At 70.2% G+C, this 21,925-nt stretch carries 24 protein-coding genes and 1 tRNA gene; 9 read left to right on the forward strand and 16 right to left on the reverse strand.

What is annotated here, in order from left to right:
• Positions 1–68 precede the first annotated feature (68 nt).
• Positions 69–1,730: a DNA repair helicase XPB gene (locus RAN62_RS27520; protein ID WP_305787679.1), complete on the forward strand. Its 1,662-nt coding sequence runs from the start codon at positions 69–71 to the stop codon at positions 1,728–1,730.
• Positions 1,731–1,781: 51 nt separating this feature from the next.
• Here RAN62_RS27520 and RAN62_RS27525 read toward each other — a convergent pair whose 3' ends face one another.
• From RAN62_RS27525 to ligD (RAN62_RS27540), 4 genes are read right to left on the reverse strand one after another with little or no spacing between them, the layout of a single operon-like run.
• Positions 1,782–2,633 carry an HAAS signaling domain-containing protein gene (locus RAN62_RS27525; protein WP_305787680.1) on the reverse strand — a complete coding sequence of 284 codons (852 nt, stop codon included), beginning with the start codon at positions 2,631–2,633 and terminating at the stop codon, positions 1,782–1,784.
• Positions 2,630–2,971: a PadR family transcriptional regulator gene (locus RAN62_RS27530; RefSeq protein WP_305787681.1), complete on the reverse strand. Its 342-nt coding sequence runs from the start codon at positions 2,969–2,971 to the stop codon at positions 2,630–2,632. Before RAN62_RS27530 ends, RAN62_RS27525 begins: the two co-directional genes overlap by 4 nt.
• Positions 2,972–3,004: 33 nt before the next feature.
• Entirely contained in the window at positions 3,005–3,916 is a 912-nt protein-coding gene (gene ligD, locus RAN62_RS27535) for a non-homologous end-joining DNA ligase (protein ID WP_305787682.1), read from the reverse strand.
• Positions 3,906–4,859 (reverse strand): non-homologous end-joining DNA ligase, encoded by a 954-nt coding sequence (ligD, locus tag RAN62_RS27540; RefSeq protein WP_305787683.1) that lies wholly within the window; start codon positions 4,857–4,859, stop codon positions 3,906–3,908. Before ligD (RAN62_RS27540) ends, ligD (RAN62_RS27535) begins: the two co-directional genes overlap by 11 nt.
• Positions 4,860–5,033: 174 nt before the next feature.
• Here ligD (RAN62_RS27540) and ku point away from each other — a divergent pair, with 174 nt between their 5' ends.
• Genes ku through RAN62_RS27560 form a run of 4 tightly spaced genes read left to right on the forward strand, consistent with a single transcriptional unit; the run spans position 5,034 to position 8,409 of the window.
• Complete coding sequence (ku, locus tag RAN62_RS27545) at positions 5,034–5,960, forward strand: non-homologous end joining protein Ku (protein WP_305787684.1); 927 nt, start codon at positions 5,034–5,036, stop codon at positions 5,958–5,960.
• Positions 5,961–5,973: 13 nt separating this feature from the next.
• A complete protein-coding gene (locus tag RAN62_RS27550; protein ID WP_305787685.1) occupies positions 5,974–6,462 on the forward strand; it encodes an NUDIX domain-containing protein in 489 nt (162 codons plus the stop codon).
• Between the two features lie 42 nt (positions 6,463–6,504).
• Positions 6,505–7,791, forward strand: a complete 1,287-nt coding sequence (locus tag RAN62_RS27555) for an MFS transporter (RefSeq protein WP_305787686.1) — start codon at positions 6,505–6,507, stop codon at positions 7,789–7,791.
• Between the two features lie 54 nt (positions 7,792–7,845).
• Entirely contained in the window at positions 7,846–8,409 is a 564-nt protein-coding gene (locus tag RAN62_RS27560) for a type 1 glutamine amidotransferase domain-containing protein (protein ID WP_305787687.1), read from the forward strand.
• A gap of 97 nt (positions 8,410–8,506) precedes the next feature.
• On the opposite strand, the gene RAN62_RS27565 is transcribed toward RAN62_RS27560, so the two are convergent.
• Complete coding sequence (locus RAN62_RS27565) at positions 8,507–8,959, reverse strand: DUF2231 domain-containing protein (RefSeq protein ID WP_305787688.1); 453 nt, start codon at positions 8,957–8,959, stop codon at positions 8,507–8,509.
• Positions 8,960–9,092: 133 nt separating this feature from the next.
• Here RAN62_RS27565 and RAN62_RS27570 point away from each other — a divergent pair, with 133 nt between their 5' ends.
• Both RAN62_RS27570 and RAN62_RS27575 read left to right on the forward strand, forming a co-directional pair.
• On the forward strand, positions 9,093–9,446 hold the full coding sequence (locus RAN62_RS27570) for a DUF1304 domain-containing protein (protein ID WP_305787689.1): 354 nt from the start codon (positions 9,093–9,095) through the stop codon (positions 9,444–9,446).
• A 576-nt stretch (positions 9,447–10,022) separates the two neighbouring features.
• Positions 10,023–10,466, forward strand: a complete 444-nt coding sequence (locus RAN62_RS27575; protein WP_305787690.1) for a DUF6232 family protein — start codon at positions 10,023–10,025, stop codon at positions 10,464–10,466.
• Positions 10,467–10,479: 13 nt separating this feature from the next.
• Here RAN62_RS27575 and RAN62_RS27580 read toward each other — a convergent pair whose 3' ends face one another.
• The 7 genes from RAN62_RS27580 to RAN62_RS27610 form a co-directional block, all read right to left on the reverse strand.
• Positions 10,480–11,619, reverse strand: a complete 1,140-nt coding sequence (locus tag RAN62_RS27580; RefSeq protein WP_305787691.1) for a geranylgeranyl reductase family protein — start codon at positions 11,617–11,619, stop codon at positions 10,480–10,482.
• A gap of 24 nt (positions 11,620–11,643) precedes the next feature.
• Positions 11,644–12,138, reverse strand: coding sequence for a DUF6226 family protein (locus RAN62_RS27585; protein WP_305787868.1), 495 nt, complete (start codon positions 12,136–12,138; stop codon positions 11,644–11,646).
• Between the two features lie 265 nt (positions 12,139–12,403).
• Positions 12,404–12,607, reverse strand: a complete 204-nt coding sequence (locus tag RAN62_RS27590; RefSeq protein ID WP_305787692.1) for a DUF397 domain-containing protein — start codon at positions 12,605–12,607, stop codon at positions 12,404–12,406.
• Between the two features lie 188 nt (positions 12,608–12,795).
• Positions 12,796–12,978 (reverse strand): DUF397 domain-containing protein, encoded by a 183-nt coding sequence (locus RAN62_RS27595; protein ID WP_305787693.1) that lies wholly within the window; start codon positions 12,976–12,978, stop codon positions 12,796–12,798.
• A 59-nt stretch (positions 12,979–13,037) separates the two neighbouring features.
• Entirely contained in the window at positions 13,038–13,949 is a 912-nt protein-coding gene (locus tag RAN62_RS27600; RefSeq protein ID WP_305787694.1) for a helix-turn-helix domain-containing protein, read from the reverse strand.
• 177 nt (positions 13,950–14,126) lie between these two features.
• Entirely contained in the window at positions 14,127–14,570 is a 444-nt protein-coding gene (locus RAN62_RS27605; protein ID WP_305787695.1) for a DUF6232 family protein, read from the reverse strand.
• A gap of 483 nt (positions 14,571–15,053) precedes the next feature.
• Positions 15,054–15,130, reverse strand: a tRNA-Thr gene (locus RAN62_RS27610).
• 273 nt (positions 15,131–15,403) lie between these two features.
• On the opposite strand from RAN62_RS27610, the gene RAN62_RS27615 reads away from it, so the two are divergent.
• Positions 15,404–17,197, forward strand: a complete 1,794-nt coding sequence (locus RAN62_RS27615; protein WP_438874557.1) for a metallophosphoesterase — start codon at positions 15,404–15,406, stop codon at positions 17,195–17,197.
• A 147-nt stretch (positions 17,198–17,344) separates the two neighbouring features.
• Here RAN62_RS27615 and RAN62_RS27620 read toward each other — a convergent pair whose 3' ends face one another.
• Positions 17,345–18,181 carry a PSP1 domain-containing protein gene (locus RAN62_RS27620; protein ID WP_305787696.1) on the reverse strand — a complete coding sequence of 279 codons (837 nt, stop codon included), beginning with the start codon at positions 18,179–18,181 and terminating at the stop codon, positions 17,345–17,347.
• Between the two features lie 402 nt (positions 18,182–18,583).
• On the opposite strand from RAN62_RS27620, the gene RAN62_RS27625 reads away from it, so the two are divergent.
• A complete protein-coding gene (locus tag RAN62_RS27625) occupies positions 18,584–20,224 on the forward strand; it encodes an ICP22 family protein (RefSeq protein WP_305787697.1) in 1,641 nt (546 codons plus the stop codon).
• Between the two features lie 286 nt (positions 20,225–20,510).
• On the opposite strand, the gene RAN62_RS27630 is transcribed toward RAN62_RS27625, so the two are convergent.
• Genes RAN62_RS27630 through RAN62_RS27640 form a run of 3 tightly spaced genes read right to left on the reverse strand, consistent with a single transcriptional unit; the run spans position 20,511 to position 21,765 of the window.
• Complete coding sequence (locus RAN62_RS27630; RefSeq protein ID WP_305787698.1) at positions 20,511–21,122, reverse strand: hypothetical protein; 612 nt, start codon at positions 21,120–21,122, stop codon at positions 20,511–20,513.
• Complete coding sequence (locus RAN62_RS27635) at positions 21,122–21,439, reverse strand: hypothetical protein (protein WP_305787699.1); 318 nt, start codon at positions 21,437–21,439, stop codon at positions 21,122–21,124. Before RAN62_RS27635 ends, RAN62_RS27630 begins: the two co-directional genes overlap by 1 nt.
• On the reverse strand, positions 21,439–21,765 hold the full coding sequence (locus tag RAN62_RS27640; RefSeq protein ID WP_305787700.1) for a YbaB/EbfC family DNA-binding protein: 327 nt from the start codon (positions 21,763–21,765) through the stop codon (positions 21,439–21,441). Before RAN62_RS27640 ends, RAN62_RS27635 begins: the two co-directional genes overlap by 1 nt.
• Between the last annotated feature and the right edge of the window lie 160 nt (positions 21,766–21,925).

The raw sequence follows: 21,925 nt of genomic DNA on the forward strand, positions 1-21,925 counted from the left end.
ACTTTCTTCGATGCCCCGCGGACCGTGTCAGACTGGAGGGTCACCTCGTCTGTGGAAGGGGCTCCTTGGTGAGCGCTGGACCTCTGATCGTGCAGTCCGACAAGACCCTGCTGCTCGAAGTCGACCATCCGGACGCCCAGGCGTGCCGCATGGCCATCGCCCCGTTCGCCGAGCTCGAGCGCTCTCCCGAGCACGTCCACACCTATCGGCTGACCCCGCTCGGGCTGTGGAACGCCCGCGCCGCCGGGCACGATGCCGAGGGTGTCGTCGACGCGCTGATCAAATACTCGCGCTATCCGGTGCCGCACGCGCTGCTGGTCGACGTGGCCGAGACCATGGACCGCTACGGCCGGCTGCAGCTGACCAACGACCCGACCCACGGGCTGGTCCTGCACGGCCTCGACAAGATCGTGCTGATCGAGGTGGCCAAGAGCAAGAAGCTCGCGGGCATGCTGGGCGCGCGCGTCGACGACGAGACGATCGTGGTGCACCCCTCCGAGCGGGGGCGGCTCAAGCAGGCGCTGCTCAAGCTCGGCTGGCCCGCCGAGGACCTCGCCGGTTACGTCGACGGGGAGGCCCACGCGATCGCGCTGGCCGAGGACGGGTGGACGCTCCGGTCGTACCAGCAAGAGGCCGTCGATGGTTTCTGGGCCGGCGGCTCGGGCGTGGTCGTGCTCCCGTGCGGCGCGGGCAAGACGCTCGTGGGCGCGGCGGCGATGGCGACGGCGCAGGCCACGACGTTGATCCTGGTCACCAACACGGTCGCCGGGCGGCAGTGGAAGCGCGAGCTCATCGCCCGCACGTCGCTGACCGAGGAGGAGATCGGCGAGTACTCGGGCGAGCGCAAGGAGATCCGCCCGGTGACCATCGCCACCTATCAGGTGCTCACCTCGCGCCGCGGCGGCGCCTTCACGCACCTCGACCTCTTCGGGGCGCGCGACTGGGGGCTGGTCATCTACGACGAGGTGCACCTGCTGCCCGCGCCGATCTTCCGCTTCACCGCGGACCTGCAGGCCCGGCGGCGGCTCGGTCTGACTGCCACCTTGGTACGCGAGGACGGGCGCGAAGGCGACGTCTTCTCCCTCATCGGGCCGAAGCGCTACGACGCGCCCTGGAAGGACATCGAGGCGCAGGGCTGGATCGCCCCGGCGGAGTGCACCGAGGTGCGGGTCACCTTGACCGACGCCGAGCGCATGGCTTACGCGGTGACGGAGGCGGAGGAGCGCTACCGGGTCGCGGCCACCGCGCGGACCAAATTGCCTGTGGTCCGTGCCTTGATCGAGCGGCACTCCGACGAGCAGACGCTGGTCATCGGCGGCTACATCGAGCAGTTGCACGAGCTCGGCGAGTACCTCGACGCCCCGATCGTCCAGGGCTCGACCACCAACAAGGAGCGCGAGCGGCTCTTCGACGAGTTCCGCTCGGGCCGGCTGCGCACGCTGGTGATCTCGAAGGTCGGCAACTTCAGCATCGACCTGCCCGAGGCGGCGGTCGCGATCCAGGTGTCCGGCACCTTCGGGTCGCGGCAGGAGGAGGCGCAGCGGCTCGGCCGGGTTCTGCGGCCCAAGGCGGACGGGCGGCAGGCGCACTTCTACACGGTCGTCTCCCGCGACACGATCGACACCGAGTACGCGGCCCACCGGCAGCGCTTCCTGGCCGAGCAGGGCTACGCCTACACGATCGTCGACGCGGACGACATCCTCGGCCCGGCGCTGCCCCAGATCGACTGACCGCGGTCCGGGCCAGGTCCGGCCCGGCCCGGGCTCACCCGGCGGTCGTCGTCAGTCGGTGATCGTCGGGTCGGGCGCGACAGTGGGGTCGACGAGCGTCGCGTCGGGCGTGGCGGTCTCGCCGTCGACGGGCTCGGTGGGCTCGATCGGCTGCAGCTCGGGATCGGCCGGCGCGAGAGGATCGCCGGGCGCGAGAGGATCGGTGGGCGCGAGAGGATCGGTGGGCTCGACGGGCACCACCGTGGTCGACGCCGGCTCGGCCGAGCTGGTGTGCAGCAGCATCGTGCCCGCGCAGCCGAGCACGACGACGACCACGAAGAACGCCGCGCCGATCGCCGCCACCACGCCCCACGACATCCCCGCCGGGCCGGGCTTCCTCGGCGGCGGCATCGGCGGCGGCGGCGCGGGTGGCAGCCCGAACGGGACCCCGGCAGCGCCGAATGCGCCGAGCGGCCGCGCCGAGCCCCGCGCTCTCGGTTTGCCGCCCGCGTAGGCCCGCCCGCTGCACGCGGAAGGCTGCTCGACCGGAGGCTTCCACGCCTCGGGCTTCGGGTCGAGCACGGCCGGCGCCGGCGTGACGACCACCGCCCGCCCGGACCAGCGCGCCGGAGAGGCCGCCGTCAGCTCGGTGGCCGCCGTCAGCACCGCCGCGGCGAACGCCCGCCCCTCGGTCTGCCCGAGCCCCGCCTCCTCGTAGGCCGCCGCCGCGATCGCCCGGGGCTCGCCGAGCCGCTCGAGGATCTCCAGCAGCCCGGTCTCGTCCAGGCCGGGCCGGTCGTCGCGCTCGGACGCGATGTGGGCCTCGAGATCGCGCAGCAACTCGCGGCGCTGCACCACGGGCAGGTCGGGCAGCAGCTGCTCGAGCTCGCGCAGCCACGTGGCGACCAGGTCATCAAGGCTCATCGCGCACCGGTCCCTACGAGTCGGTCGACGGTCTGGCGGAACGAGACCCACTCCGCCCGGAAGTGCTCCAGCGCCGCCCGGCCGGTGTCGGTCAGGCTGTAGTAGCGGCGTGGCGGGCCGGACGGGGACTCGCTCCATTTGCTGTCCAGCCAACCTGCCCGGCGCAACCGGGACAGAAGCGGATAGATCGTGCCCTCCGAGGCCGCCAGGGTGGCCTCGTCACCGAGCGAGCGGACGATCTCGGTCGCATAGCGGTCCTCGTGCTCGACCATTGCCAGCACGCAGAACTCGAGAGTGCCGCGCCGGAGACCGGTCGACAGCTGCGCCACGTCCGCCATGCGCCACACGGTACCTTGCGGCGCAAGGTAGCGCTACGGCACGCGAGGCCCGGGGGTCAAGAGCCCCTGCAACAAGTCGCCATGCTCCTCGGCCCGCGAAAGCACCTCAGCCGACGTGAACTGCCGCGCTGAAAGCTCACCCAGCGCCATCGCCGCCACCTCGTCCCAGGTCAGCGGGGCCGACGCGGACGGCGAATCCTGCGCCCGCAGCGAATAGGGCGCCACCGTGGTCTTCGCCGCGGCGTTCTGACTCCAGTCGATGAAGATCTTCCCCGGGCGCACGGCCTTCGCCATCTTCGCCGTGATCGAGCCGGGCACCCGCTTCGACAGCTCCTCGGCGACCCGTTTGGCATAGCCCGAGACGACCTCCGAGTCCTGCTCCCCCGAGATCGGCACGCACAGCTGCATGCCTTTCTTTCCCGAGGTCTTCGGGTACGCGTCCAGGCCGTCCTCCGCCAGCCGATCGCGCACGAGTACGGCCACCGCGGCGCACTCCTTGAGCCCAGCCGGCGCCCCGGGATCGAGGTCGACGACGAGCAGATCGGGATGCTTGCCGACCCGCCACTGGGGAGTGTGCAGCTCGAGTGACGCGAGATTGGCGATCCAGACCAGCGTGGCGAGGTCGTCCGCCACCACGAAGTCGAGCGTCTCGCGGGCCTTGGTCGAGCCGGGCACCGGCAGGGTCTCGCGGCGCACCCACGACGGGGTGCCGGCCGGGGCGTTCTTCTCGAAGAAGCTGGCGCCGCCCACGCCGTTCGGGAAGCGGATCCGGGTCAGCGCGCGGTCCTTGAGGTGCGGCAGGAGCAGCGGCGCGATCCGCGTGTAGTAGTCGATGACCTCGCCCTTGGTGAACCCCGCCGCCGGATAGAGCACCTTGTCGAGGTTGGAGAGCTCCAGGTCGCGCCCCTCGATGTGGACGGGGAACCGGACACGCTCAGGAGCCATCGTCGTCTTCCTCCACACACTCCGCGGGCGTCTTGTCCGGGCGCAGGCGCAGGAACCGGGGGAACCGCAGGCGCCCGTCCGGGGTCCGGTTGCCGTAGCGCACCTCGACCACCAGCTCAGGATTCACCCAGTGCGCGCCGCGCGCATCCTCACGCGGCACGGCACCGGCGGCGAAGGGTGACTCGCGGTTGGCCAGGGGCTGCAACGCGGCGAGCAACTCGCGCTCGGCCGCCGTACCGATGCCTCCGCCGACCCGCCCCCGGAAGCGCAAGCGGCCGTCCGGGCCCGGCAGACCCACCAGCAGGCCGCCCAGCCGCCGGGCGCCCGCGCGCCAGCCGCCGATCACATAATCCCCGGTACGGTCGAACTTGACCTTGATCCACTCCGGCGACCGCGTCCCGGGGAGATACAGCGAGTCGAGCCGCTTGGCGACCACTCCCTCGAGACTGTTCTCGCGGGCAGCGGACGCGGTCGCGGAACCGTCCGGGAACGCGGGCGGCACCATCCACCGCCCCGAGCCGAGGTCCAGGTCTTCGAGGCGGGCCCGGCGCTCGGCGTACGGCAGGTCGAGCAGTCCCTCGTCGCCGTCGCTGAGCAGGTCGAAGATCATGTAGGTGGCCGGCACCGTGGTCGCGAGCCGCGCGGCCTTGCTCGAGTCGCGGACGTGCATCCGCTCCGCCAGCGCCGTGAACGACGGGCGACCGGCGGCGTCGAGCACCACCATCTCGCCGTCGAGCACCGTGCCGGCCGGCAGCCGCAGCCCGGCGATCTCCGGGTAGGCGATCGTCACGGCCGCCCCGGAGCGAGCCCAGAGGCGCGGGGCCGAGCCGGTGCAGGAGGCGAGCACGCGTACGCCGTCCCATTTGAACTCGTAGCTCCACCCCGCGCCCAGCGGGAGCTGCCCCGCGGTCGCGAGCATCGGAGACAAGGGAGGGCCCGGCACGGGATCACCATAGGCAGTCAATCCCACGGGAGAGCGAAAACCGTCATTCACTCCCCCGGAGGGGACAATTCGCCATTGATCACGTCCGAAGGGCAGGCGCCGGAAACCTTACGCAACGGTCCCGCTGCTGCCATCCTGGTTCGAGGCGCAGCTCAGCGGGGTAGGAGGCGGATCATGCGGGCGATCTGGAAGGGCGCGGTCTCGTTCGGCCTGGTGTCGATCGCCGTGAAGCTCTATTCGGCCACCGAGGAAAAGGACATCCGCTTCCACCAGGTGCACCGCACCGACGGCGGCCGGATCAAATATCAGCGCACCTGCTCGATCGACGGCGAGGTCGTGTCGTACGACGACATCGCCAAGGGCTACGACATCGGCGGCGGCGAAATGGTCATCCTCACCGACGAGGACTTCGCCGAACTGCCGCTCACCACGTCGCGCGCGATCGACGTGCTGCAGTTCGTGCCGGCGGAGCAGATCGACCCGCTGCTGTTCGCGAAGGCCTACTACCTCGAGCCGGAGGGCCAGGCCGCCAAGCCGTACGTCCTCCTGCGCGACGCCCTCACCGACTCCGACCGGGTCGCCCTCGTCAAGATCGCGCTGCGCCAGCGGGAACAGCTCGCGACGCTCCGGGTCCACGACGACGTGCTGGTGCTCAACACGATGCTGTGGCCGGACGAGGTGCGTACGCCGGACTTCGGTTTTCTCGACGACGACATCGAGACCCGCCCCGCCGAGCTCGCGATGGCCGCCTCGCTGATCGACTCGATGGCCGGCAGCTTCAAGCCCGACGAGTTCACCGACAACTACCGGGCCGCGCTGCAGGAGGTCATCGACGCCAAGGTCGAGGGCCGGGAGGTCGTCGCCCCGGAGGAGACCGAGGAGGAGCCGGCCACCGCGGTGGACCTGATGGCGGCGCTCAAGGCTTCCGTCGAGCGAGCCAAGGCCGCTCGCGGCGAGTCCGCGGCCCCCGCCAAGAAGACTTCCGCCACCAAAGCACCGGCCAAGAAGGCACCGGCCAAGAAAGCCGCCGCGAAGAAGACAACCAGCTCGGCTGCGAAGAAGACCACTCCGGCGAAGAAGGCGGCGCGCAAGTCGGCGTGATTGACTTTGTCCCGTGGCATTGACGTGGGCAGAGTCTTACCTGGGCAAGGTCCGGACGAGCGTGGGCGACAAGGACACGCTGCTGTTCGTCGGCGCGCGGGGCGTGATCCTCGACGACCGGAACCGCCTGTTGCTGATCCAGCGCTCCGACAACCACCGCTGGGCGATGCCGGCGGGGGCCATGGAGCTGGGCGAGAGCATGGAGGAGTGCGCGGTCCGCGAGGTGTGGGAGGAGACGGGCCTGCGAGCCACGTCACTGACCCCGTTCTCGTTCCACAGCGCTGTGACGTACACCAATCAGTTCGGGCACACGTACCAGCAGATCCTGATGTCCTTCCGCATCCACACCTGGGAGGGTGAGCTGCAGCGGGTCACCGACGAGTCGGTGGACGCGGGCTTCTTCCCCCTGGACGCGCTGCCCGACGGCCGGTCCCCGATCATCGAGGAAACCCTCGCCGACCTCGCCTCATTTGAGTCCACCGGCCGGCTCGTGCTCAAGTAAATTCGGGGGCGCGCCGACGGCTGTATGAGGCACGATCTCGGCGTGACCGACCGACCCCGGCGGCGCCTGGGGCTCGACCTCACGCCGCTCCGCACCTCCCGTGACTTCCGGCTCGTCTTCACCAGCGGCACGGTGACCAGTTTCGGGTCGTTCATCACGTACGTCACGATCCCCTTCCAGGTCGCCCAGCTCACCGACGATCCCCTGATGGTCGGCCTGCTCGGCGTCTGCGAGCTGGTCCCGCTGCTGGTCATGGCGTTCGTCGGGGGCGCCCTGGCCGACTTCGTCGACCGCCGCCTGCTGGTCCGCGGCAGCGAGCTGGCCCTGGCCGCCCTCTGCGGCGCCCTGCTGCTCAACTCGCTCGCGCCGTCGCCGCACCTCTGGCCGCTCTTCCTGATCGCCGCGCTGACCGCGACGGTCGACGGCCTGCAACGGCCGGCCCTGGAGGCCATGCTGCCGCGGCTGGTACGCCCGGAGGAGATCCCCGCCACCATGGCGCTGCGCTCACTGGGCTCGGAAATCGCCCAGCTCGGCGGCCCGGCCCTGGCGGGCGTCCTGATCGCGTCGGTCGATCTGGCCTGGGTGTACGCCTTCGACCTGCTCACCTTCGCCGTCTCGGTCCTGTGCCTGACCCTCGTCAAGGCCGTCCCGCCGCCCCCGGACGCCGACCGCCCCTCCCTGCGCTCGGTCGTCACCGGGCTCCGCTACGCCCGCAGCCGCCCCGAACTCCTCGGCACCTACCTGGTCGACATCAACGCGATGTTCTTCGGCATGCCGCAGGCCCTCTATCCGTTCCTGGCCCTCAACCTCGGCGGCCCGAAGGTCCTCGGACTCCTCTACGCGGCGCCGGCCGCGGGTTCCCTGCTCGCCACGCTCGCGTCGGGCTGGACCAGTCACATCCACCGCCACGGCCTCGGGGTACTGATCGCCGCCACCCTCTGGGGCGTGGGCATCGTCGGCGCGGGTCTGTCGACCATGCTCTGGCTCACGCTCCTCTGCCTGGCCTTCGCGGGCGCGGCCGACATGATCTCAGGCATCTTCCGCATGACCATCTGGAGCCAGACGATCCCCGACCACCTGCGCGGCCGCCTGGCCGGCATCGAGATGCTGAGCTACACGACCGGGCCGCTGCTCGGGCAGCTCCGCTCCGGCCTGATGGCGCGCACCTCGCTCGGCATCGGCGGGTCCATCTGGGTGGGCGGCGTGCTCTGCGTTGCCGGTACGGCCGTCATGGCGCTCGCGCTCCCCAAGTTCGCCCGGTACGACGGCCGGGACGGGCTGGCCCGGAAACAGGCCGAGGACTCGGCGTGGGCTGCTCGCGCCGTTTAGCCGTCCCGACGCGGGGAAGCTTCCTGGCAACGTCGAGAGAATGGGGAATTCGCCATGACTACCTCGATCAGCGGTAAGCGCGTCGCGTTCCTCGCGACCGATGGCGTCGAAGAGGTCGAGTACACCGAGCCGCGCAAGGCCGTCGAGGCCGCGGGCGGCGAGGCGGAGCTGATCTCCATCAAGAGCGGCGAGATCCAGGCCGTGAACCACATGGACAAGGCCGGCACGTACCCGGTCGAGAAGCAGGTCAAGGACGCCCACGTCGATCAGTACGACGCCCTCGTGCTGCCCGGCGGCGTGGCCAACCCGGACTTCCTGCGGACCGACCCGGACGCGGTCCGGTTCGTGCGCGACTTCTTCACCGCGGGCAAGCCGGTGGCGGCCATCTGCCACGGCCCGTGGACGCTGGTGGAGGCGGGCGTCGTCGACGGCCGCACGCTCACGAGCTGGCCGTCGTTGCGGACCGACCTCGCCAACGCCGGGGCGACCTGGGTGGACGAGGAGGTCTATGTGGACCAGGGCCTGGTGACCAGCCGCAAGCCCGATGATCTTCCGGCCTTCTGCGAGAAGATGATCGAGGAGATCGCCGAGGGGGCGCACGACCTGCAGCACGCTTAGGGGTAGCGCTCCCCCTCACCAGAAACGCCCGGGATCGGTGATCCCGGGCGTTTCCGTGTGTGCGTTCTCTGCTGCGCGCTTTTTCGCCGGGCGTGGGTCAGCGGACTCCGGCCCGGGCGCGGGCGTAAGCGGGGCGGCGGTTGACCAGCTCGCCGCCGTACCAGGCGCCGAAGACCGCGGCCGCCAGGGCGAGCAGCTCGACGACGAAGAGGCCGCCGCTGATCACCCGGTCGGCGCTGCTCATCCGCACCATCGCGATGACCGCGAAGAGGATGAGCACGCCCATGTTGGCCAGCCCCTGCAGCACGCCGATGCGCTTGGCCCGCGTGCCGTTCGGGATGAACATCAGGTCGATGGCGCCCGCCACGGCCACCAGGACGCCACCGATCAGCCCGGCGACGATGTTCCAGTAGGCGAGCGATCCGACGATGTCGGGGGCGCCGGCCAGCGTGGCGAGATCGAAGAAGACGGCCATGGCGAACAGGCCGAGCGGAAACATCACGAGAACGGGCTGGACCGCCTGGTTCGCGATCTTGAGTCGGCTCTCCATACTGGTGCTCACCCTCCCCAGGCTGCTCATTCGTGTGCCATCGATGGGCTACCCGGCCCTTGCGGGGCGCTAAACGTGCAGTGCCGTCCCCCACAGGACCAGGATATGGATCTTGTTCGCCTACGCTGGCCGGATGGAATGGGCTGCGCGAATCCTGGTGGGCCTCGTGGCCCTCATCCACCTTTACATTCTTGTCCTGGAAATGTTCCTCTGGCGTACCGATCGTGGGCGTGCCGCCTTCGGGCTGACCGAGGATTTCGCCCGCCAGAGTGCCACCCTCGCCGCCAACCAGGGCCTCTACAACGGCTTCCTGGCCGCCGGCCTCGCCTTCGGCCTGGCGACCGGCGACGTGAGCTTCCAGATATTCTTCCTGTCCTGCGTGGTGATCGCCGGAATTTATGGCGCCGCGACGGTCAGCCGCCGCATCCTGTTCGTGCAGGCCACACCGGCCGTGGTCGCCCTGGCCCTGGTGCTGCTGGCCCGCTGACCGGCGCCGAGCGGCTTGTACGCAATCTGCGATATGGCAGGTTGAAGTGTGGCGGACGGCTGGCTCGCATGCTTCACTGAATGCGGGGACGAGGCTCCGCGACAGGCCGAATCCCCTGGTAGGACGGCGGTGCCGTGGCTTGGCGACAACACCGGCGACAGGTGACAAGCAACCGTTTCAGCGACAGGACACACGCGGCACCGCAGCGAAAGGCAGCACTCGACCGACCGGATCCCACCGGGGCGACGCCGGGGGGATCCGATCGGACGACACCCTCTTTCCGAGGGGCAAGTCATCAACGTCCTCATTCCGCGCAACATCCGACCGACAGCTCTCGTCCCGAAGGGGCGGGCAATCATCCTCCCCCGGTTTCGGGGTGAGCGAACGAACGGCCCTCGGCGTCGAGGGCGGGCAATCGACGAGACCGCAGGCAGACACAGCAACGGCACCCGGCGGCAACCGGGTGCCGTTGACGCCTTCGGCTTCGTGTGACACGAGCGAGGCGGGGAATTCTCTCTGCGCCAATGGTGGCTTGCTTTCCCCCTCCTCGCAAGGAGGCGGAAGGGGGAGTTCGCCATGCGCATCTATTACCGTGGGCCGGACGCGATGGTGACCAGCGAACACTTCATCTATCGCACGGACACGTCATCGAGGACGTTTCTCATTCGCGATCTGCGCACTGTCACCATCACGGAATCCCGGACCACCGGCACCTATCCGGTCGCTTTTCTCCTGGTCAGCACCGCAGTGGTGAGCGCCGCGGCCTGGCCGCTGTGGGGATCGGCGCCTTTGCACGCGGTGGCTGCCGTGGGACTGACCGGATTCTCGGTCTCGGCGGCGGTGCTGCTGGGGCGCACACGGCCCCGATCCTGGCTGCTGCGGGCGACCTACCGCGGCCAGCCCACCGATCTCTACGAGAGCGCCGACCCGCGGGTCTTCAACCAGGTCAGCCGCGCCCTGCGCCGAGCCATGGAGGAGGCCGACCCGCTGTCCGCGGGCAATGATCTCGCCGCGGCGTGACGCGCCGCTTCCGTCAGCCCTTGCCGCCGAGGAGGGTGATCGCCGTGCGGATGCCCCGGCGGCGGACCGCCCGCGCCATCGTGAGGTCGCCCTGGCAGAAGCTCTCGAATGCCCGCCAGCCCAGCGGGGTGCGCATCGCCGCGTGCACGAGGGCGCGCCGGCGGGCGAAGACGCCGAGCAGCTCGCGGCCGGCGATCATCTCCGGGACGAGATGCCGGTCGACCAGCTGGTCGTACTCGGCGAGGCCGGCCGGGTCCCGCACCCGGGCGGCCACCTCACCGGCCCAGGTCCCGGAACGCAACGCGTAGCTGATGCCTTCGCGCGTCCACGGCTCGAGCAGTCCGGCGGCGTCCCCGGCGACGAGGACGCGGCCCTTGCGGAGGGGGGCTCCGGGCGTACGGCAGCGGGTCAAATGGCCCGAGTCACGCAGGACCCGGCGGCCGGACAGCCCGAGCTGGGCCAGGAAGAGCGCGAGATAGTCCTTGGTCTGGGCCCCGCGCCCCTTCGCCATGATCACGCCAACGGTGAGCTGGTCGCCCTTGGGAAAGACCCAGCCGTAGGAGCCCGGCTCCGCCCCCCAGTCGAGCAGCACCCGCCCCTGCCACGTCGCCTGGTCCTCGGGCGTGGCGGCGAGCTCGACCTCGAGCCCGAGATCCTGCTGCTCGAAGGTCACGCCGACATGCCGCGAGCTGATCGCCGCGGAACCCTCGGCCCCGATCACGGTACGCGCGGTGAGCGCCCGGCCGTCCGACAGCGTCACGGTCGCGGCGTCCGCGTCCTGGTCGACCGCCCGGACCTGCGTGCTCTGCCACACTTCGGCGCCGGCCGCGACGGCTGCTTCGTACCAGGCGAAGTCGAAGTCGTCCCGTTTCACCAGCTTGAGCACCGGACGGCCGCGCGAGCGCCGGGTGAACGACCGCCGCCCCCGGTCGGTGAACGTGATCGCGTCGATCGTGTCCCGCGCCGGCACAGTGATGTGCTGCTCGGCCACGCTGAGCGACGTGCCGATCAGCCCGCCGCCACAGGTTTTGTAACGCGGATGCTCCGCCCGCTCGAGCACGACGGTCCGGGCCCCGGCCGCCGCGGCTGCCCGGGCTGCCGCCAGCCCCGCCGGCCCGCCTCCGATGACGGCCACGTCCCACTCCGGTACCACGGCGGGGAGTCTATCCAGCTCGCCTCACCCGGCGCGGCGCGGCCAAGGCGCCCATCGGACCGGAGCGGCGAATCCTTCCCGGCGGGCGGCGCGAGCTTCGGCGCTGTCGACAGGTGCCTCCCGGGTCGACTCGAAGCCGGGCCCGATCAGCCGCGTCTCGATCAACGAGCCGGACACTCCGCGCCGGATCCGCTCCCAGAGGCCGCCCTCGACGTGGGCGGCGGCGAGGACGCGCAGGTCAGCGACGAGATCCGGGGTGCTTCGGGCCGGGTCGTCGGCCCCGGGCAACGGCTCCGCGAACCAGCGGCCGAGCCGCAACACCACTCCCGGATCGCCATTGAAGACCACGGCGAGGGGCCCGGCCGCGGGATGACGAGGCATCAGCCGTACGGTCCGGAGCAGCTCGTTCCCGTCGAACGGCTCCTTGGTCTCGCGTCGGTCGACGGCGTAGCGCTCGGTCAGCTCGTCGAGCAGATCCTCGGCGGCGTCGTGCAGGATCCGTCCCGGATTCGGGGCCATCACCAGCGCAGTATGCGATCCCGTGAGCCTGCTTGCCGGATCTTCGCCGGTTTCCGTCGGCGCCGATTCTTGCCGGCGCCGGTTTCCGTCGCGCCGGCTCTTGTCGGCGCCGGCTTCTGTCGGCGCCGGCTTTGTCCAACGTCGGCGCTCGCGCCGGAAATGGACGTGGTCGAAATGTCGTCGCTCTGGTCGAACTCCCGGGGCGGGCGGTGGACCGCCCGGCCTGCGGTCCGACCGGCTCGCCCGCGGGAGCCGTCGACCACTGTCAGCCGAAGTCGAACTCGCCGCGTTTCACGCCATCGGCAAAGGTCGCCCACTCCCGCGCCGTGAAGCGCAAGGGGCCGGTGCCCGGCTCTTTCGAGTCCCGGACCAGATAGTCGTCGCCGACCCTGGCGACCTCCACGCAGGTGCTCGTCCCACAGCGGCCGGCCCTGCGCCAGACGATCGACTGCTCCGCCCTGTCTGCCATGTTCGCTCCTCCGTATCGGCTCCCAAGGAACCACGGTAGGGGCCGCGAGCACGGCGTGAAACGAGAGCAACAGTGAGTGAACCCCGGCGTGAGCACGCAATGGGGCTTATCAACGCATTTGTCGTTGACTTTGTCCGCCCTGCGCACGATTTGAGACATTAACCATGCGCAAGGCGGCTAACACAGGGTCAGAACTGGAACTCTCCGTCGCGGACGCCGTCGACGAACGCGACCCACTCCTCCTTGGTGAAGGACAGGGCGGGCGCCTCCGGCTGCTTCGAGTCACGGATGAGGTAGGTGTCCTCGCCGACGCGGGCCACCTCCACGCACGTGGCATTTCCGCACTTGCTGCTCTTCCGCCATGCGGGCATGCTGACGCTGTTCATCTTTTCGCCTTTCAGCCCGTGACGTCGTCGTCGCGGGCTCTCGGTCAGGGAAGATATGTGGCCCGGGGGCCCTGTGCTTCCAATTCGTCTATGCGCTTGCGAACGAAATCGATCGTGTCTGCTTCGCTCAGTGCCTCGTGCCAGACCCGATCAAATCGGGCACGATGCCGCTCGGTCGTCGACTTGGTTTCGATCGCCTCGTCGGTGAGACCGTTCTCGTGATACAGCAACATGCCCTCGGAATCGTTTTCACCGAGCGAGAGCAGGTCAAAGGTCGCATTGTTGGTGACCGGGGCGTTCAGCACATAGGGGACCATCCGGAGATTGATCCGGCCCGCGCTCGCCAAACGGTGCATCTCACGCAGCTGCTCGGTGAAGACCTCGGCCCCACCGATCGGCCGCATCAGCACCGACTCGTCCAACAGCACGAACAACTCAACGAGCCCGCCGCGATTCAGAAGTGCCTGCCGGCGCCGTTGCCGGGCATCGAGTTTCAACCGGGCGAGCTCGTCCGGGAAATCGTCGCCGTACAGCTTCATGAGCGCGTCGGCATAGCTGGGAATCTGCAGCGTGCCCGGGATGAAATAGATCGACCAATAGCGGATCCGGCTGGCCTCGGACTCGTATTCGATCAATTTGCGCAACGACTCGCTGAGCACCTCGCGGAAGGCGGGCGACTGCCACCAGACCTGGCGCTGCCGGGTCCGGGCGATCCGCGCGTCGATCAGCAACGCGCTCACCACGGCCTTGTCCCTGACGCCCAGATAGCCCAGCAGCGGCCGGAGATCATTCGGCGCGATCGTGACCTCGCCGTTCTCGATCCGGATCACCTTGCTGAGCGACCACTCCATCTCGTCGGCGACCTGCTGTTGGGTGAGGCCGGCGGACTCCCGCGCCTCACGCAGCGCCACTCGCACGCGTCGGCGCGCGACAGTGGGCGTGGCAGCCTCAGCCATCAGTCCTTCATCGTCGAAGTCAGGTGGGCGGTGCACCGGATGCGACCTCGCAAAGTGCCATGAAGCACCCTGCGAGGTCGCGGGTCACTCTATACCCGACAAGTACCAGACCGGGAAGGCGCCTACCCATGGTTTCGGAAAAGATATCTGTTGCTTTCTAGTCACATGACGTGACGGTCACGCCGCCGCCAGCCCGTATCCGTCCCGGTCGGCGACCCGGTCCTCGAGGTTGCGCCGCACCGCCCGCTTGACCTGGTTGAACGCGGTGATGTCGGCGCTGGAGTAGACGATGGTCCAGGTGCCCGCGTAGTCCGCCTCGAGGCTCCACGTGCGCGCGGCCCGGCGACGCACCGTGGTGAGAACCAGTAACCAGAAGAGTGCCGCCGCGGCGGTCGCGGCGAGCCCGACGGAACGGCCCGCATAGGCGTAGGCGACACCCGCAAGAGTGACGAGACCGGCCGTGCCGGCGAGCAGAGCGCCGATCGCCTGCGCCGCGGGCTCACCCCGGACCACGCGAACCTCCCGGACCGCATCGAAGTGGAAGACCTGAGTCGGAGCGGCCAGCCAGACGAAATGGCGACCGGTGACGATCGCGTCGGGACCACGATAGTAGGTACGCACCGTACGAGCTCCTTCCGTGCGGGCCGGCGAGGAAGGATGCGGGCCGCCGTTGCGACTCGGAGAGAATTCCCACCTCGCGTCGTCGTGCCGTCGTGCTCTCGGGCGACAACGGCACCCGGTTGCCGCCGGGTGCCGTCTCCTGTTGCGAAATCCGCCCTGTGTTGCTGTCAGCTCACTAGACCACGGCCACCAGTCTGATCGCCACTTCTCAAAGTGCCATGTGGCAGATAGCGACAAGCAAGATTGAGGAGTACGGGCGTGAGCTGCACGGATGTCGATGAGCGGCCTTGCGGCGGTGTGCTGGGTGGGTCGCTCGTTCGGCGTACGCGGTGCTGCCGGCGCGCTCGCCGCCCTACAGCACGTGATTGGGCTCGCTCTACACAGCGTTGCGCTTCTTCGCCCTGCGCGCCGACGACCTTGGCGCAGATCGACAAAGGCCCGATGACCATGGGAGTTTTCCCAGGTCACCGGGCCTTTGCCAGGTGGAGCCGCCTGTCGGAATCGAACCGACGACCTACGCATTACGAGTGCGTCGCTCTAGCCGACTGAGCTAAGGCGGCAACGGTGACCAAGTGTACGGCATGACCCGCCGCCGCTTCCGCCGGAGGGGTGCCCGCGCCGGAAAGATCGACAAGGTTCTCGTCGCACCCCGGCGCTAGGGCGCGTCTGGCGAATCACGGCGTCGCCGAGGCGAGGCCCAGGTTTCGCGTCGCAAGAGGGGTGGGTGGTCCGATACCGGGGTTGTATCGGGCCGCCCGCACCGCGCAGCGAGGCGGAAGCTGGGCCCGCCGTAGGCCGTCGTGATCCGCCAGACGTGCCCTAGGGTGCTCTGCGTGACCGATCATCAGCCGCCGCCGCGCCCCCGGGAGCCGTCCGCCGAGGGTGAGCCGTCGCGGGCCCGGCGACCGGAGAGCATGGACCCGCGGCAGCTCGGTTTCACGCCGCAGCGGCCGGTCGGGTGGCTCGCGCCGTTGCTGCTGCTCAACACCGGGTTGCGCACGCTGCTGGCGATCCTCTTCGGCGCGTTCCTCGACAAGCGCGAGCTGCAGAACGCGCTGTCCGCCGAGTCCTTCGAGGAGCCGGGCGACGGCGGTGAGCTGTGGTTCGACTATGTGGCCGACCTCGGCGACGGTTTCGACGCGACCTATTCGGTGGCCTATCTGCTGGCGCAGCCCGAGCTGGCGGTCGGCGGCGAGCGCCTGCCCCGCGGCCGCATGCTGCTCATGGGCGGCGATCAGGTCTATCCCGTCGCGAGCGGCGACGGCTACGAGAATCGCACGAAGGGTCCCTACCGGGCCGCGCTGCCGGAGGCGCCGGCCGAGGGGCCGCAACCGACGCTGTACGCGCTGCCGGGCAACCACGACTGGTATGACGGGCTCACGGCTTTCCTGCGCTTGTTCGCGCGCCGCCGCGACGGGCACATCGGCGGCTGGCGCACCGGTCAGCGCCGCTCCTACTTCGCGGTGCGGCTGCCGTCGAAGTGGTGGCTGTTCGCGATCGACGAGCAGTTCGGCGCCTACATCGACGATCCGCAGCTGCTCTATTTCGCCGACGTCGCGCGGCAGCTGGGCCAGGAGGATCGCGTGATCCTCATGACCCCGTCGCCGACCTGGGTGAAGGCGGCGCAGAAACCGGAGGCGTACGACGCCGTCGACTACTTCCTGCGCACGATCCTCGCGCCGACCGGGGCCGAGGTGCGGCTCCTGCTCTCCGGAGACCTGCACCACTATGCCCGCTACTCCGGCCCCGACCGCGAGCTGATCACGTGCGGAGGCGGCGGTGCCTACCTCGTGGCGACGCACGACCTGCCACAGACACTGACCGTGCCGCCCCGCGAGACGCTCACGCGCAGTGCCAGCCGCAGCCGCGACTACGACTTGGTCGAGACGTTCCCGAGCAAGGCCGAGTCACGCCGGCTGAGCTGGGGAGTCTTCCGCAATGCGCCGATCCGCAACCCCGGCTTCGCCACGATGCTCGGCATCATCCACACCCTCACCATGCTCGCCATGGCGGGCGCGGCCGGCGAGGGCGACATCTTCCGGCGCCTCTTCAGCATCCCGCTGCTCATCATGCTGGCCCTGATCATCACCGGCACGGTGCTGTTCGCCCAGCCGCCGGACGCCGCCGAGCCCCATCACGCCCGCCACTGGATCCTGGGTCTGCTGCACGGCTTCGCCCACATCGCGCTCGCCGCCGGAGGAACGTGGCTCTGGCTGCACCTGCCGTTCCACGACTGGTCCTGGCCGGGCCCGTTCGTGGTTGCCGCGGTCGTCTACGGCCCCGTGAGCGCCCTGGTGGCCACGCAGCTCCTGGCGCTCTATCTGCTGATCGCCGGCCGCTTCTTCGACGTCAACACCAACGAGCTGTTCGCGGGGCAGAGCATCGAGGACGCCAAGAGCTTCCTGCGCCTGCACATCACCCCGGACGGCACCCTCACCGTGTACGCCATCGGCGTCAACCGCGTCTGCCGCAAGTGGACCGCCACGCCCGAGGGCGCGCCGCACGACTCCTGGCTCCGCCCCGCCGAGCCCCTCACCACTCATCTCATCGAGCCGCCCATCACCGTCGACGGCCCGACCACGCCCGAGTCGCCGCTGCCCGCCCCGAGCGAGCCCGCCACGACCTGACGCCCCGCCGCGACCCCGCTCGCCCGTCACGATCCGGCGCGCCGCGCCACGACTCAGCGCGCCCTGCAGCAATCCAGCGCGCTCCGCCACGACGCAGCCCGCTCCGCCAGGACGCGGCGTGCTCCGGGCCGGCGACGACGGCGCGGGTCAGCCGTAGGTTTCGTCGTGGGCCTGGCGCGGGCCGCACACCGAGGCTCGGCTGCAGGAGCAGCGGGAGCCGTCGGCGTCCATGCGGACCACGACCGAGTCCTTCGGGACGCTGTGAGCGACGACCCGCCCGTCGCCCTCGGGGGTGGAGACGCGCGAGCCGACGGCCGGCGCCGTGGCCTGGAACTTCTGGTACAGCGGGTGTTCGTACTTGAGGCAGCACATGAGGCGGCCGCAGGCGCCCGAGATGCGAAGGGGGTTGAGGGGAAGATCCTGGTCCTTGGCCATGCGGATGGTGACCGGCTCGAAGTCCGTGAGGAAGGTCGCACAGCACAGGTCACGGCCGCAGGAGCCGATGCCGCCCTGGACCCGGGCGGAGTCGCGGGCCGAGAGCTGGCGGAGCTCGACCCGGCAGTGCAGGGTGGCGCCGAGGTCACGTACCAAAGAGCGGAAGTCGACCCGGTGCGGCGCCGTGAAGTAGATCGTGGTGCGGGGGCCGCCCGACCCCGCCTGGTCGAGCACGTGGTCGACGGCGACGACCTTCATCGGCAGCTCGTGGGCCTTGATCAGCTTCTTGGCCGCGACCTTCGCCTCGGCCTTGCGTTTTCTGAGCAGGTCGTCGCGGCGGAGGTCCTGGTCGTCGGCGAGCCCGGCCACCTTGGGGAAGCCGTCCGTATCCTCGCTGACCCATTGCGCCGCCCAGACGCACTCCGCCACCTCGGGCCCGTCGTCGGTGGGGACCAGCACACGGTCGCCCACCTGCGGCGAGAACTCGCCCGGGTCGAGGTAGTAGAGGCGGCCGTACCGGTTGAAACTGACCGCGCACAGCATGCCCATGCATCCACCCTACGGCGACGTACCGTGCGTGCGAAATGGTCCAGAACTACATAGACCCCCGCAACCCCCCGCATCGAACCTCGTTGGGCAGTCCCGTAGACGCCGCCCACGCGGCGGCTTTCCTTGGGGGAGGACATTTTCATGACGCCCGTCGGGCCCGCACGAAATGATCATGGTCGAACTGTCGGTGCGACCGGCGTTCCGACACATCGGGATGATCGGGCGCATTCTGCTCGTACGCCGGCGATCGTCGAATTCGCCCGCGGACGCGCCCTCGCCGTGCCGGCACTGCTCGGCGGCCGATCGGTGACCAGCGCAAATGGCCTGGTCGGCAGCCTGCCTGGGACCCGCGTGAATGGCCTGGTCGGCGGGCGGCCGGGGACGCGGGTGCGGCGGGGTTTGGTGGCTGCCGGTGCCTTCGGGGCGATCAGTGCTCTGCTGCTGCCGATGCCTGCTCACGCCGCGCCGGCGTTGTGCGAGGGCACCCAGCGGTACTCGGCGCAGTCCGGCAGTCAGATCATGCGAATCACCGAGCTCGACCTCGACGGCAAGCGCACCGAGGAGAAGACCGGACCGGCGGTGCACCTCGGCGACGCCAAGTCCGCGATGGTGGCGCAGGCGCCGGTGAGTTCGGCCGCCGTGGCGCGCATGCTCGACGCCAAGGACGACGCCACGCACGAGTCGGTGACGCACCTGCTCACCCAGCAGGCGCCGCCGACGAACAAGACCGCCGCGAAGCTGCCGACCCGTCCGGCGGACATCGGGCCGCTCAGCCTCGGCGACGGGAAGCTGAGCACCCACGCGCGCTGGGTGGACGGCATGGCCTGCGGCGTGAAGTACGGGGAGGTGACTCGCGCCACGGCACGACTCGGTACGGCAGCCCTCTCCGACGGGGACGAGCAGCTGGCGGCCGTACCGGCGAAGGTGGAAAGCGTGAGCACGACGGCGCTGGAGCGAAACGGCTCGGCCGCGACCACCGTGGCGGGCGCCACCTTGACCGGCGGCGATCTCGAGCTGCTCGACGGGGCGGTCCGCATCAGGGTCAAGAAGGCGCCGCACCTCGAAGCGCGGATGTCCACGAAGGACGGCGGGGAGGTGCGCTACGTCCCGGCCGTTGTGGAGGTGACCGGGGAGGGCGTGCGCCGCGCCCGCCTGAACGAGGCCGGCGACGAGGTGGAAGTCACCGTCAAGGCGCCCGTGTCCGCGCACTCGGGGAACTCCCCCGCCGAGGATCAAGAGACGGACAAGGCCGAGGAGAGTACGAAGCAGCGAGCGTCGCAGCGCGCCGACGACTCCGGCGACGGGCCGACCGGTGGCTCGTCCGACGACTCTGGCGCGGGGGCGGTCCGTGGCTCGTCCGACGGTTCGCCGCTGGGGCTGCTCGGGCGGTTGCCGATCATCGGCGGGCTGCTGGGCGGCGGGAAGAACACGCCGTTGCCCGAGGTCCCGGGCGTACCCGAGGTGAGCGAGCCGGAGACCGCGCCGGCCGACGACCTTGACAATGGCGCTGGTCACGACGGCTCGAACTCCGGCGACGGCGCCGACTCGGACGCCGGACGTGAATCGAACTCCGGCGATGACTCGGGGGCCGGCGACGATTCGGGGGCCGGCGACGGCTCGGGGGCTGACAGCTCGGACGCCAACGGTGGCTCGGCGGCTGAGACGAAGGTCACCGTCTCGCTCGGCGAAGTTCGCCAGGCCACCAACAACCACGCCATCGCGGCGCGGGCGGCGGCACTTTCGGTGCGCATCGCCCAGGGTACGGGCGGCAACCGCACCAAGCCCGGCTACGCCAAGTCCCGTACCGTCAGCTTCGACCTCGGCGTCCTCGAAGCCGCCGCCGTCTCCCCCGAACCCGCGAGCGCCGCCACCGGCACCGCACCCGGCGGAATCTCCGGCGGCACAGCAGGCATGGCCGGCGGCGCCGCGACCCTGCCCATCACCGGCCCGAAGGTGACCGTCGTCGCCTTCACCGGCCTGGGCCTGCTCATCGCCGGCGTGGCAGCAGTCGTCGCCACCACCCGCCGCCGCTCCCGCCCCTGACCACCCAGCTGCGGCGCCTCTCCAAGACCCGGATCGGCGCCGCAGCCAACGCCCGCCGACGGTCACGTCACCGTGTCCGTCAAGCGGCGCCGCAGCCGACGCCCGCCGACGGTCACTTCACCTCGCTCGTCAAGCGGCGCCGTGGCCGACCGAGCGTGCCGATCAAGCCCCAGCTCCACAGCGCATTCGAGGCGCGTTTCGGATCAAAGTGTCGGCGGTCACTTCGGCATGTCCGGCAAACGGCGCTGACGCCGACGCGCGTTACCGAGTCGGAGATCGTTTCGGGTCAGAGGGTGAGCGGCTGCTTCAGCTTGCTTGTCTCGAACAGCAGGTCCTGGCCGGCGTCGTAGGCGTCCGCGACGGCTCGGAGCACCACCGTCGCCGCCTCGGCGGCCGCCATGGTGTCGGGCAGGGAGTGCGGGTCGGGCTCCTCGCCGGAGAGCCGGACCGACTCGATGGAGGTCAGGATCTCGACGAGGGCCGCGGCGGTGGCGCTTCGGGTGGTGGACATCCATTCGGCCAGGCGCTCGGCGAGGGTGGCGGAGGCGGCGAGGCGCTCGTCGAGACTCCGGTCGGTGCCGCTGATGTGTTTGGCCAGGCGTTGGCGGGTGCGGTCGTAGGCGTCGGCGGCCGGGCCGGACCAGGGGCCCGGGCCGGGCAGGGAGGCGGCGATGCCCGCGTAGGCGTGGGACTCGCGCCGGAGCCGCCGGGCCGCCTCGTGCAGCTCGGCCGGGCGGAGGGCCGCGACCGTCTGCACCGCATCGCCGGGCAGCAGCCGGACGCGTCGGATCTGGTGCCACACCTCGTGTCCGGCCGGCGCGCCGCCCCATTCGAGCATCGCGTCGACGCGGCGCAGCAGGGCGTCGGTCAGGGGTAGGAGCCGGTCGAGGCTGTCCATCAGAAGCCTCGCTGGAAGCGGTGGGCCACGGTCGCGTCGGTCGCCGCGTATTCCTCGTCGGTGACGCGTACGTCGGCGGCGAGGTTGCGCAGGCGGGTCGCGGCGTCGGCTGCTTCGAACGCGCGGGCGGCCAAGGCGGCGGCGAAGTGGTCGCGCATCTCCCGGGCCACTCGCCCCGGAAGGCCGTCGCCCACCCCGGAGGGCGAGTCGGCCGGGCCGAAAGACGCGCGTGTCATCTCGTACGCCGGGAGGTCTCGCTCGGTCGTCTCCAGCTCGCCGACGGCATGCTCCAGCTTGTCCAGGATCTCTTCCAGCATCACTGCTCTCCGAGCACCCGGAAGCCGTTGAAGACCTCGTCGTGCAGTTTTCGCCGCGCCCACTCCGCCGCTTGTGCCGCGTTGGTGACCACTGCCTGCACCTCCCTCGCCAAGTCCGGGCCCGTCCGGTTGTGCAGCGAGCCCCGGATGCGCACCTCGGTGATGGTGCCGGTCGCACTGACCAGCAGCTCGATCGAGCCGTCCGGCGACTGCACCGACACGACATGGGCCGCGACCACCCGTTCGTATTCAGCCCGCAGGGCATCGAGCCGTTGGTGCCGCTCGATCGCCTCGTCGATCCACGCCTCGTCTATCTCACGGGGCATGCGCGGACTCCTTACGTAGCGTGCCGCAGCTGTTGCGTTACGCAGGCGACGCTACTCGGTCCGACAGTCGCCGCGCATCCCAAGTGGACACAGCCTGTGGATAACCGTCGCCTGTGGATAACTCGCTGCCGCAACCTCTGGCGGGGCTAGGGTTTGCGCC

This window comes from Symbioplanes lichenis (genome assembly GCF_030709675.1).
GTDB lineage: Bacteria > Actinomycetota > Actinomycetes > Mycobacteriales > Micromonosporaceae > Actinoplanes > Actinoplanes lichenis.

What these genes read in the sequence shown, in the direction of transcription:
- RAN62_RS27575 (WP_305787690.1), top strand. Translation starts at nt 10,023, where the DNA reads ATGCGCATCTATTACCGTGGGCCGGACGCGATGGTGACCAGCGAACAC.
- RAN62_RS27570 (WP_305787689.1), top strand. Translation starts at nt 9,093, where the DNA reads ATGGAATGGGCTGCGCGAATCCTGGTGGGCCTCGTGGCCCTCATCCAC.
- RAN62_RS27595 (WP_305787693.1), bottom strand. Translation starts at nt 12,978, where the DNA reads ATGCCCGCATGGCGGAAGAGCAGCAAGTGCGGAAATGCCACGTGCGTG.
- RAN62_RS27525 (WP_305787680.1), bottom strand. Translation starts at nt 2,633, where the DNA reads ATGAGCCTTGATGACCTGGTCGCCACGTGGCTGCGCGAGCTCGAGCAG.
- RAN62_RS27635 (WP_305787699.1), bottom strand. Translation starts at nt 21,439, where the DNA reads ATGCTGGAAGAGATCCTGGACAAGCTGGAGCATGCCGTCGGCGAGCTG.
- RAN62_RS27565 (WP_305787688.1), bottom strand. Translation starts at nt 8,959, where the DNA reads ATGGAGAGCCGACTCAAGATCGCGAACCAGGCGGTCCAGCCCGTTCTC.
- RAN62_RS27530 (WP_305787681.1), bottom strand. Translation starts at nt 2,971, where the DNA reads ATGGCGGACGTGGCGCAGCTGTCGACCGGTCTCCGGCGCGGCACTCTC.
- RAN62_RS27560 (WP_305787687.1), top strand. Translation starts at nt 7,846, where the DNA reads ATGACTACCTCGATCAGCGGTAAGCGCGTCGCGTTCCTCGCGACCGAT.
- RAN62_RS27600 (WP_305787694.1), bottom strand. Translation starts at nt 13,949, where the DNA reads ATGGCTGAGGCTGCCACGCCCACTGTCGCGCGCCGACGCGTGCGAGTG.
- RAN62_RS27640 (WP_305787700.1), bottom strand. Translation starts at nt 21,765, where the DNA reads ATGCCCCGTGAGATAGACGAGGCGTGGATCGACGAGGCGATCGAGCGG.
- ku (WP_305787684.1), top strand. Translation starts at nt 5,034, where the DNA reads ATGCGGGCGATCTGGAAGGGCGCGGTCTCGTTCGGCCTGGTGTCGATC.
- ligD (WP_305787682.1), bottom strand. Translation starts at nt 3,916, where the DNA reads ATGGCTCCTGAGCGTGTCCGGTTCCCCGTCCACATCGAGGGGCGCGAC.
- RAN62_RS27585 (WP_305787868.1), bottom strand. Translation starts at nt 12,138, where the DNA reads ATGGCCCCGAATCCGGGACGGATCCTGCACGACGCCGCCGAGGATCTG.
- RAN62_RS27620 (WP_305787696.1), bottom strand. Translation starts at nt 18,181, where the DNA reads ATGGGCATGCTGTGCGCGGTCAGTTTCAACCGGTACGGCCGCCTCTAC.
- RAN62_RS27590 (WP_305787692.1), bottom strand. Translation starts at nt 12,607, where the DNA reads ATGGCAGACAGGGCGGAGCAGTCGATCGTCTGGCGCAGGGCCGGCCGC.
- RAN62_RS27630 (WP_305787698.1), bottom strand. Translation starts at nt 21,122, where the DNA reads ATGGACAGCCTCGACCGGCTCCTACCCCTGACCGACGCCCTGCTGCGC.